The 10,226-nt window shown below is 72.6% G+C and carries 9 protein-coding genes; 8 read left to right on the forward strand and 1 reads right to left on the reverse strand.

The annotated features are described in order from the left end of the window. The first annotated feature begins 9 nt into the window (after positions 1-9). The 3 genes from cobT to LE548_RS12350 all read left to right on the forward strand — a co-directional run bounded on the left by cobT (position 10) and on the right by LE548_RS12350 (position 3,902). Positions 10-1,149, forward strand: coding sequence for a nicotinate-nucleotide--dimethylbenzimidazole phosphoribosyltransferase (gene cobT, locus LE548_RS12340; RefSeq protein WP_225096807.1), 1,140 nt, complete (start codon positions 10-12; stop codon positions 1,147-1,149). Between the two features lie 161 nt (positions 1,150-1,310). Next, on the forward strand, positions 1,311-3,110 hold the full coding sequence (locus LE548_RS12345; protein WP_225096808.1) for a phosphatidylglycerol lysyltransferase domain-containing protein: 1,800 nt from the start codon (positions 1,311-1,313) through the stop codon (positions 3,108-3,110). A 24-nt stretch (positions 3,111-3,134) separates the two neighbouring features. Beyond that, complete coding sequence (locus LE548_RS12350) at positions 3,135-3,902, forward strand: hypothetical protein (RefSeq protein WP_225096809.1); 768 nt, start codon at positions 3,135-3,137, stop codon at positions 3,900-3,902. On the opposite strand, the gene LE548_RS12355 is transcribed toward LE548_RS12350, so the two are convergent. Further along, a complete protein-coding gene (locus tag LE548_RS12355) occupies positions 3,839-4,606 on the reverse strand; it encodes a hypothetical protein (protein WP_225096810.1) in 768 nt (255 codons plus the stop codon). The two genes, LE548_RS12350 and LE548_RS12355, sit on opposite strands and share 64 nt — an antisense overlap. A 167-nt stretch (positions 4,607-4,773) precedes the next feature. On the opposite strand from LE548_RS12355, the gene LE548_RS12360 reads away from it, so the two are divergent. The 5 genes from LE548_RS12360 to LE548_RS12380 all read left to right on the forward strand — a co-directional run. After that, positions 4,774-5,565: an adenosylcobinamide-GDP ribazoletransferase gene (locus LE548_RS12360; protein WP_225096811.1), complete on the forward strand. Its 792-nt coding sequence runs from the start codon at positions 4,774-4,776 to the stop codon at positions 5,563-5,565. Between the two features lie 57 nt (positions 5,566-5,622). Further along, positions 5,623-6,228: an RDD family protein gene (locus LE548_RS12365; protein ID WP_225096812.1), complete on the forward strand. Its 606-nt coding sequence runs from the start codon at positions 5,623-5,625 to the stop codon at positions 6,226-6,228. A gap of 423 nt (positions 6,229-6,651) precedes the next feature. After that, positions 6,652-8,190: a leucyl aminopeptidase gene (locus LE548_RS12370; RefSeq protein ID WP_225096813.1), complete on the forward strand. Its 1,539-nt coding sequence runs from the start codon at positions 6,652-6,654 to the stop codon at positions 8,188-8,190. Between the two features lie 303 nt (positions 8,191-8,493). Then, the gene (gene lpdA / locus LE548_RS12375; protein WP_225096814.1) at positions 8,494-9,882 is read left to right on the forward strand and encodes a dihydrolipoyl dehydrogenase; all 1,389 of its coding nucleotides are present in this window, start codon (positions 8,494-8,496) and stop codon (positions 9,880-9,882) included. A gap of 61 nt (positions 9,883-9,943) precedes the next feature. Continuing rightward, positions 9,944-10,226: biotin/lipoyl-containing protein (locus LE548_RS12380; protein WP_308030178.1), on the forward strand; the 283-nt coding region annotated here is incomplete at its 3' end.

Consider the following 10,226-nt stretch of genomic DNA (forward strand, 5'->3'; position numbering starts at 1 on the left):
GTTCGGCGAATGAGCAGGCTTAATCTGGACGACTTCACCGATCTGATCGAGCGCCCGGACGGGGGCGTGCGCCGTGACGCCGAGGCCCGGCGGGAGCGCCAGATCGTGCCGCCCGGGGCGCTGGGCCGCCTCGACGAGCTGGGCGAGTGGCTGGCCGCCGCGCAGGGCTCCGTACCGGTACGGCCCGTCGAGCGGCCCCGCGTGGTCCTCTTCGCCGGTGACCACGGCATCTCCGAGCTGAACGTCTCGGCGCGGCCCGCGGGCAGCGCGGAGCAGCTGGTGCGGGCGGTGCTGGAGGGTGCGAGCCCGGTGTCCGTGCTCGCACGGCGCTTCGAGGTTCCGGTACGGGTCGTGGACATGGCCCTGGACTGCGCGCCGGACGCCTTCCCCGAGGACGTCGTACGGCACCGGGTGCGGCGGGGCAGCGGCCGTATCGACATCGAGGACGCGCTCACCCTGGAGGAGGCCGAGGCGGCCCTGCGGGCGGGGATCGCGATCGCCGACGAGGAGGCCGACTCGGGTACCGACCTGGTGGTGCTCGGCGACATCAGCGTGGGCGGGACCACGGCGGCGTCGGTGCTGATCGCCGCGCTGTGCGGGACCGACGCGTCGGTGGTGACCGGGCGGGGCGGGCTCGCGATCGACGACCTGGCGTGGATGCGCAAGTGCGCGGCGATCCGGGACGCGCTGCGGCGGGCCCGGCCGGTGCTCGGGGACCAGACGCAGCTGCTGGCGACGGTGGGCGGGGCGGACCTGGCCGCGATGACCGGATTCCTGCTGCAGTGCGCGGCGCGGAAGCTGCCGGTGATCCTGGACGGCGTCGTGGCCGCGGCCTGCGCACTGGTCGGCCAGCGGGTCGCGTTCCGGGCGCCGGACTGGTGGCTGGCCGGGCACGACAGCGGGGAGCCGGGGCAGGCGAAGGCGCTGGACCGGATGGCACTGGAGCCGCTGCTGGAGCAGGGCCTGAAGGTCGGCGAGGGAGCGGGCGCGCTGCTGGCCCTGCCCCTCGTCCGCTCCGCGGCGGCCCTGGCGGCGGAACTCCCCGAGAGGCCGCAGGAGCCGGCCGAGAAGGAGCCGGAGGAGAAGGAGGAGCCCTCGGAGAAGACAGAGGAGTCCTCGGAGAAGACATCGGAGAAGGCAGAGGAGTAGTCGGGTTTCGGCCGGTTCGGCACCGCCGTGATCCACCGTCCCGGCCGAACGCCGTCGCGCGGAGAAAGGGAACCGGCGGAAAAGAGGGAACCCTGTGGAGAAAGGGGCGCCCCGGCGGAAAAGTGCGGTTCGTCGGGGCGGCGCCCATATGATCCTGCCCCATGGGAGATGCCCGAAATGCCGTGCCGCCGCAGCAAGCCGAGCCGGGGCGTCCGGGTGAGGAGGGGCGGCGGTCGACCGGGGCCTCCCGACGGGCCGCCGCCTTCGCCGTCTGGTATCTGCGGACCGTCGCCTTCATCAACTTCCTGAGCGCGGTCTGGGTCTCGCTCGGCCAGGACGTGCGCCGGCACAACCAGGACGACTACTTCACCCCGTACCTGCTGACGGCCGGCTTCGCCTCGGGCGTGTTCACCGCATTCCTGGCCATCACCATGCGCCGGCGCAAACGGGCCGCATGGATCCTCAACCTGGTGATGAGCGGGGCCTTCCTCGCCCTGTTCGCGTTCGCGATGGCGTTCCCGGAGATCCGGCGGTACGCGCAGAACTGGATCTCGCTGGGCCTCACCGCCGCCTTCGTCGGCGCGCTGCTCGTGGGCCGGCGGGAGTTCTACGCCAAGGGCGACCGCTCCAACCCCCGGCTCGCCGCGACGGTCGCCGTCGGCGGCGGGGTCGCCGCCTCCCTGCTCGCCGGGCTGGTCATCACCGTCACCAACCAGGCGCCGGACGCGGCCCGTTCGACCTTCCTGGAGCGCTGGCACTACGGCGCCCTGCGCCTGGTGTCGGTCGCCGCCGACGAGAACCGCTTCCCCGGCATCGACCCACCGAACTGGGCGAACGTCGCCGTCAACGTGCTCAGCACGGCCCTCGTCCTGGCGGTCTTCTACGCCGCCTTCCGCAGCCGGCGTGCCGTGGACCCCCTCACCGGGGAGGACGAGAAGCGGCTGCGGGCCCTGCTGGAGCGGCACGGCGAGCGGGACTCGCTGGGCTACTTCGCGCTGCGCCGGGAGAAGAGCGTGGTGTGGTCGCCGACCGGGAAGGCCGCCGTCGCCTACCGCGTCGTCGGCGGGGTCTCGCTCGCCTCCGGGGATCCGATCGGGGACCCGGAGGCCTGGCCGGGGGCGATCGCCCCGTGGCTGGCCGAGGCGTGGGCGCACGGCTGGATCCCGGCGGTGATGGGGGCGAGCGAGGAGGCGGGGACCGTCTATGCCCGGCACGGGCTCGACGCGCTCGAACTCGGTGACGAGGCGATCGTGGAGGTCGCCGACTTCACCCTGGAGGGCCGGGCCATGCGCACCGTACGGCAGGCCCACAACCGGGTGAGGCGGGCCGGGTACGAGGTGCGGATCCGGCGGCACGCGGAGATCCCGGCCGACGAGATGGCCCAGCTGGTGAAGCGGGCGGACGACTGGCGGGACGGGGCGACCGAGCGCGGGTTCAGCATGGCGCTCGGCCGGCTCGGGGACCCCGAGGACGGGCAGTGCGTGATGCTGGAGTGCACCGACGCCGAGGGCCGGCCGCGGGCGCTGCTCTCCTTCGTGCCCTGGGGGCCGCACGGTCTGTCACTGGACCTCATGCGCCGGGACCGGGACTCCGACAACGGGCTGATGGAGTTCATGGTCATCGAGCTGCTGCGGCGGGCCCGCGAGATCGGGATCACTCAGGTGTCACTCAACTTCGCGATGTTCAGGTCGGTCTTCGAACGTGGCGCGCGCCTCGGTGCCGGACCGGTGCTGAGGCTGTGGCGGTCGCTGCTCAGCTTCTTCTCCCGCTGGTGGCAGATCGAGTCGCTGTACCGCGCCAACGCCAAGTACCGGCCCATCTGGGAGCCGCGGTTCCTGCTGTTCGAGAAGAGCGCGGACCTGCTGCGCATCGGCCTCGCCTCGGCCCGCGCGGAAGGCTTCCTGGAGGCGCCGGGACTGCCGAGGTGGCTGCACCGCAGGCACCTCGGCACGCACCGATGACCGTACGGGGATGAGGAACGCCAGATGAGAACGCTCGCCCGCTGGGCCCGCGCCGAGTGGGGGCTGCTGTGCGTCACCGTGCGCGAGGCCACCCTGAAACGGCGCCTGCGGGCGATCCCCATGACGCTCGCCGCGGTGGGTCTGACGGCCCTGCTCCAGTGGGTGCAGAACCAGCCGTGGGGCTTTCAGTTCGTGCAGAACGTGGGCGCGGTACGGGCCGAGGACCACCTGTGGCCGGCCCTGCTGCGTACCCCGCTCTCCCTGTTCGTGCCCGCGCTGGACCTGCCGGTGTGGGGTGCGCTGGTGCAGATCCTGCTGGTGTTCGGGATCGCCGAGATCTGCATCGGCTGGTGGCCGACGCTGGCCATCGCGTACGTCGCCACGCTCGCCGGGACCCTGTACGCGCGCGTGGGCATCTCGCTCGGCACGCACGCCCCCTTCGGCCTGCCCTGGACGGACGCGCAGGTGGTGGACACCGGCCCGTCGGCGGCCGTGGTGGGGCTCGCCGTGTACGTGGCCTGGCGGTACGGCGCCTACACGACGGCGAGTGCGGTGACCGTGGCCATGGTGGCCGAGGTGCTGATCAAGGAGAACCTGGCGGGCAAGGAGCATCTGGCGGCGCTGATGGCCGTGGGGACGCTGTGCCTCGCGGTGGCGGTGCGGCAACGGTTCGGGCGCGAGCTGCGACTGCGGCTGCGCCGCGCGTACGGCCGCCGGATGCGGCGCGGTCAGCGGCGGCCGCCGGGCAGCCGTACCGAGCGGGGGTCGGGCTTGCCGCCGATCCAGTCCTGAAGCGCGCGGCGCGGCCGGGCCCAGCGGCGGTCGTGGCGGTAGGCGCGCAGCGCGGCCTTGGCGCGGGCGCGGGGGCGGCGGCCGTAGAAGCGGCGGGCCCACGGGGAGCCGGGCCGGGCCAGCCGGATCGCGCCGACGAGCGCGACGAGGGGCACGACGATCCCGAACACCGCGGTGCGGGCCTTGCCCTTGCTGAGCGCGACGAGCGAGAAGAGGAAGTTCCCGGCGATGTTGGAGATGACCGTGCCCCGGTTCTGGAGCTCCTGCTGGGACAGGTCGTTGACGCCGAACGGCGCGAACCCGGCCAGCAGCAGCCCGACCAGGGCCGCGGTGAGGACGACGACCTCGACGCTCTTGCGGCCCTCCTCGGTCCAGTAGACGTCGTCCAGGTGCAGGATCAGCGCGAACTCGTCCAGGACCAGCCCGGCGCCCATCCCGAACAGCACGGCGGACACCGCTCCCCCGGCACCGTGCCGGCCGCTGGCGACGGCCCCGAACCCGCCGACGACGGTGAGGACGACCCCGGGCACGACATGGTGGATGTGCAGCCCGCCCGCCCTCACGTTGCCGAACGGTCCCTTGCCGGCCCGGATCAGGCGGGTGATCACCCGGGTGACCAGGAAGGTCAGCACGAAGGCCAGGAGGGCGAGCAGCAGCGGGAGTTTGCCCGGTTCGAGAATGTTCCGATCCCACCAGTGCCCCATGTGCGCACATTACCTGCATACGCCCGGATTCATCGGGCTCCGTCCCGGCTTGGGCACGGCCGGGGTCCGGGGCCCGCGGCGGCAGCCGCTGATGTCACAGCCCCCGGGAAGACACGGCATCCCCGGTGTCGTGAGGGGGCCGTGTGGCAGCCCGGTAACCTGCGCCGGTGCTCACGTCCTCGCCCTCGCCCCTCGACGGCCTCCGATTCGCCTTCGGCACCCTCACCGTGCTGCCCGTCCGGGTGCACCGCTGGGACCGCGGGGCCGCGTGCGGCGGGATGCTGGCCGCGCCGGCGGCCGGGCTGGTCGTCGGCGGCTGCGCGGCCGGCCTCGGGCTGCTCCTGCTCCTGCTGGGCGCCGGCCCGCTGCTCGCCGCCGTCGCCTCCGTCGCCGTACCGGCGGCCCTGACCCGCGGCCTGCACCTCGACGGCCTCGCCGACACGGCGGACGGCCTGGGCAGCGGCAAGCCCGCGGAGGACGCCCTGCGGATCATGAAGCAGTCGGACATCGGCCCGTTCGGTGTCATCACCCTCGTGCTGGTGCTGCTGGCCCAGGTCGCCGTGCTGGCGCAGCTCTACGGCGACTCCTGGGCGCGAGGTGCGCTGGCGGCCGTGACCTCTGCCGTGACGGCCCGCCTGGCCCTCACCCTCGCCGCCCGCACCGGCGTACCGGCCGCCCGCCCGGAGGGGCTGGGGGCGGCGGTGGCCGGGGTGGTGCCGGTGCGGGGCGCGGCGGGGGTCGCGGCGGTCTGCGCCCTCGCGGCGGCGGCCGCGGGTACGCCGTTCGGCGCGTACGGCGTCGTCCGCGCCGCGTTCGCCGTGCTGCTGGCCCTGGCCGTCGCCGAGTGGCTGCTGCGCCGCTGTGTACGGCGGTTCGGCGGGGTGACCGGGGATGTCTTCGGGGCGCTGGAGGAGACGGCGGCCACGGCGGCGCTGGTCGTGCTGGCTTTCGGCCACTGACCGCTAAGCTCATCGCCCGTACACGGACAAGACAGGTGTGATCGGGGGAACTCCGTGTTGAGGCTGCGTCGTGCCACGGCCTGGTTCATAGACTGCGCACTGGTGGTGGGCGCCGCCTCGCTGCTCGCCCTCCTCACCTTCCACCGCGTCACCCTGCTCGTCACCGATGTGCCGTCCCTGGCCACGAAGGGCGGCCTGGACCTGGTGACCTCGCGCGGTGACGTCGTCGGCGCCTCCGAGCATCTCGGGCTGTCCCTGTGGGACTCCGTGGTGCTGGACGTGGAGGAGGCCTTCGGGGCGCTCGTGCTCGTCACCTTCCTCTACCAGTGGGCCTGTCTGCGACTGCTCGGCCGCACCCTCGGCAAGGGCCTGCTCGGCCTGCGGGTCACCCCGCGGCTGTCCCGGCACGCCCTGCGCCGCGCCGCCGTCACCACCGCCGCCGACGTCGCGGTGTACGCGCTGGCCTGCGTGCTGCTGATCGAGGGGCACTACCTGGCGTCGGTGCTGGTGTGGGCGGTCGCGGTGGTGCTGTTCCTGGTCAACGCGCTGCCGGTGGTCCTTCCCGGTCACCGCTCCCTCGCCGACCGGCTGGCCGGCACCTCCGTCCGCGGCGCCTTTCAGCGGGCGGGCTCCAGCCCCCGGGGCGGTGTGCCCCAGGGGTGAGCGCCCGCGCCGGACGCGCCACGCGCAGCCGGGCGGCCGGTTCAGCGAAGGCCGGGCAGGTTCCTGCCAGACGCCTCCGCGCCGGGCCCGTGGCGGGACGCGGCGGAGCAGCGAGAAGGCGAAGAGAAGCGCGGGACATGCGCCGCCGGTGCGGCCCCATGGCCCACCGGAACGCGATGAGCGTGGCTCAGATCACCGGCGCTCAGGGGGCGGAAGTGGCCATGACGCCACGGACAGGTGAACGCCCGTAGGAATGAGCGAACGCCCGCACGCGCGTAGGCTCGTCCCGGGTGTTCGCCGACAGGGTGAAGGCCCCGGTGGCCACCTGTCCCAGGGCGTGGACCTAGGGTCGGCTCTCGGGCCCGGTCGACCCACCCCACATCGGCCACAGCAACTTCACATCGGAAGCGAGATTTCACCACCGTGACTGCTCTGACTCTCAGCACCGCCGCGGCGCCCGGCCTGCGGGCCGACGCGATCGTGATCGGTGTCGCCAAGGGCGCCAAGGGCCCTGTCGTAGCGCCGGGCGCCGAGGCCGTGGACAAGGCGTACGACGGCCGGCTGGCCGGCGTCCTGGAGACTCTCGGCGCCTCGGGTGCCGAGGGCGAGCTGACGAAGCTGCCGGCCCCGGCCGGCTTCAAGGCCCCGCTCGTCGTGGCGGTGGGCCTGGGCGCCCGGCCCGGCGAGGGCGACACCGACGGTGGCTACGACGCCGAGGCACTGCGCAGGGCCGCCGGCGTGGCCGCACGGGCGCTCAGCGGGTCCAAGAAGGCCGCGTTCGCGCTGCCCGTCGACGGCCCGGGTGCCGTCGGCGCGATCGCCGAGGGCGTGCTGCTCGGCGCGTACGCCTTCGACGTCTACAAGGAGGCCGGAAACGGCTCCGCCAAGGCCAGGAACAGCAAGGCGCCGCTGGCCGAGGCCGCGCTGCTCGGCGGCAAGCCGCGCGACGCCGCCCACAAGGGTGCCCTCGCCCGCGCCGTCGCAGTCTCCGAGGAGCTGAACCGCGCCCGCGACCTGATCAACACCCCGCCGAACGACCTGACCCCCGCCGCCTTCGCCGAGATCGCGCAGACGGCGGGCAAGGAGCACGGCCTCAAGATTCAGGTGCTCGACGACAAGGCCCTGGTCAAGGGCGGCTACGGCGGCATCCTGGGCGTCGGCGGCGGCTCGGCCGCGACGCCGCGCCTCGTGAAGCTGTCGTACAAGCACCCGAAGGCCGAGAAGCACCTCGCCTTCGTCGGCAAGGGCATCACCTACGACTCGGGCGGCATCTCGCTGAAGCCGGCCGGGCACAACGAGACGATGAAGTGCGACATGAGCGGTGCGGCCGCCGTGTTCGCCGCCGTCGTCGCGGCCGCGCGCCTCGGCCTGGAGGTCAACCTCACCGGCTGGCTGGCGCTGGCCGAGAACATGCCCTCCGGCTCCGCGGTGCGCCCGGGTGACGTGCTGCACATGTACAGCGGCAAGACCGTCGAGGTGCTCAACACCGACGCCGAGGGCCGGCTGGTGCTCGCCGACGCGCTGTGGGCGGCCTCGCAGGAGAAGCCCGACGCGATCGTGGACGTCGCCACCCTGACCGGCGCGATGGTGCTGGCGCTGGGCCACCGGACGTTCGGAGTCATGGCCAACGACGACGCGTTCCGCTCCGCGGTGTACGACGCGGCGGAGGAGGTCGGCGAGCCGGCCTGGCCGATGCCGCTGCCGGAGCACCTGCGCAAGGGCATGGACTCGACCGTGGCCGACATCGCGAACATGGGTGAGCGGATGGGCGGCGGCCTGGTCGCCGGTCTCTTCCTGCGCGAGTTCGTGGGCGAGGGGATCACCTGGGCGCACCTCGACATCGCCGGCCCGGCGTTCAACGAGGGGGGTCCGTTCGGGTACACGCCCAAGGGAGGCACGGGTTCCGGTGTGCGGACGCTGGTGCGGCTGGCGGAGCTGACCGCCTCCGGCGACCTGGGCTGATGCGCCTGAGAGCTCGGTCCGGTCGGTAGTACGGCTCCGCCGCGTGGGGGGTGTTCGCGCCCACGCGGCGGAGCCGCATGTCAGACGCAGCCCCGCGCCCCTGCGTCACGCGTCCTCGTTTTCAGCTGTACGTGGGGTGTCTCACACCCCGGCCCGGCGCATCGTTCGTCTCGAACAAGTGCAAAGATGGAGCCCGGCAGGACAGGGCCCCCACCGAAGGGCCGAAGCATCAAGCGGCCGGACACCAGCCGCCCGCCGGTCATAGGAGATCGGCGTAAGGCGCACATGCATGGAGGACGTGACGTGGCGAACGACGCCAGCACCGTTTTCGACCTAGTGATCCTCGGCGGTGGTAGCGGTGGTTACGCCGCGGCCCTGCGCGGGGCGCAGCTGGGCCTGGACGTCGCCCTGATCGAGAAGGACAAGGTCGGCGGTACCTGCCTGCACCGGGGTTGCATCCCCACCAAGGCCCTGCTCCACGCGGGCGAGATCGCCGACCAGGCTCGCGAGAGCGCGCAGTTCGGCGTCAAGGCCACCTTCGAGGGCATCGACGTCCCGGCCGTCCACAAGTACAAGGACGGCGTCATCGCCGGCCTGTACAAGGGTCTGCAGGGTCTGATCGCGTCCCGCAAGGTGACGTACATCGAGGGTGAGGGCCGGCTGTCCTCCCCCACCTCCGTCGATGTCAACGGCCAGCGCATCCAGGGCCGCCACGTCCTGCTGGCGACCGGCTCCGTGCCGAAGTCGCTGCCGGGCCTGGAGATCGACGGCAACCGCATCATCTCCTCCGACCACGCCCTCGTCCTGGACCGCGTGCCGCAGTCCGCGATCATCCTGGGCGGCGGTGTCATCGGCGTCGAGTTCGCCTCGGCGTGGAAGTCCTTCGGTGCGGACGTCACGGTCATCGAGGGCCTGAAGCACCTCGTCCCGGTCGAGGACGAGAACTCTTCGAAGCTTCTTGAGCGCGCGTTCCGCAAGCGCGGCATCAAGTTCAACCTGGGCACCTTCTTCCAGAAGGCCGAGTACACCCAGGACGGTGTGAAGGTCACGCTCGCCGACGGCAAGGAGTTCGAGGCCGAGGTCCTCCTCGTCGCCGTCGGCCGCGGCCCGGTCTCGCAGGGCCTGGGCTACGAGGAGCAGGGCGTCGCCATGGACCGTGGCTACGTCCTGGTCGACGAGTACATGCGCACCAACGTCCCGACCATCTCCGCCGTCGGTGACCTGGTCCCCACGCTCCAGCTCGCGCACGTCGGCTTCGCCGAGGGCATCCTGGTGGCGGAGCGTCTGGCCGGTCTGAAGGTCGTTCCGATCGACTACGACGGTGTCCCGCGGGTGACGTACTGCCACCCGGAGGTCGCCTCCGTCGGTATCACCGAGGCCAAGGCCAAGGAGATCTACGGCGCGGACAAGGTCGTCGCTCTGAAGTACAACCTGGCGGGCAACGGCAAGAGCAAGATCCTCAACACCGCGGGCGAGATCAAGCTCGTCCAGGTGAAGGACGGTGCCGTGGTCGGCGTCCACATGGTCGGCGACCGCATGGGTGAGCAGGTCGGCGAGGCCCAGCTGATCTACAACTGGGAGGCGCTGCCGGCCGAGGTCGCCCAGCTCATCCACGCCCACCCGACGCAGAACGAGGCGATGGGCGAGGCGCACCTGGCGCTCGCCGGCAAGCCCCTGCACTCCCACGACTGAGCCTTCGGTCAACGGGCGCGACGACACAGACTTCCGCAATTCGTAAGGAGCAACCGAAACCATGGCGGTTTCCGTAACCCTTCCGGCGCTCGGTGAGAGCGTCACCGAGGGCACTGTCACCCGCTGGCTGAAGGCCGAGGGCGAGCGCGTCGAGGCCGACGAGCCGCTGCTGGAGGTGTCGACCGACAAGGTCGACACCGAGATCCCCTCGCCCGTCTCCGGTGTGCTGTCCTCCATCAAGGTCGCCGAGGACGAGACCGTCGAGGTCGGCGCCGAGCTGGCCGTCATCGACGACGGCACCGGCGCCCCCGCGGCCGCCCCGGCCCCCGCCTCCGCCGCGGCCC

Origin of the sequence: Streptomyces sp. CoH27 (genome assembly GCF_020181035.1) — a bacterium.
GTDB classification, from domain to species: domain Bacteria; phylum Actinomycetota; class Actinomycetes; order Streptomycetales; family Streptomycetaceae; genus Streptomyces; species Streptomyces camelliae.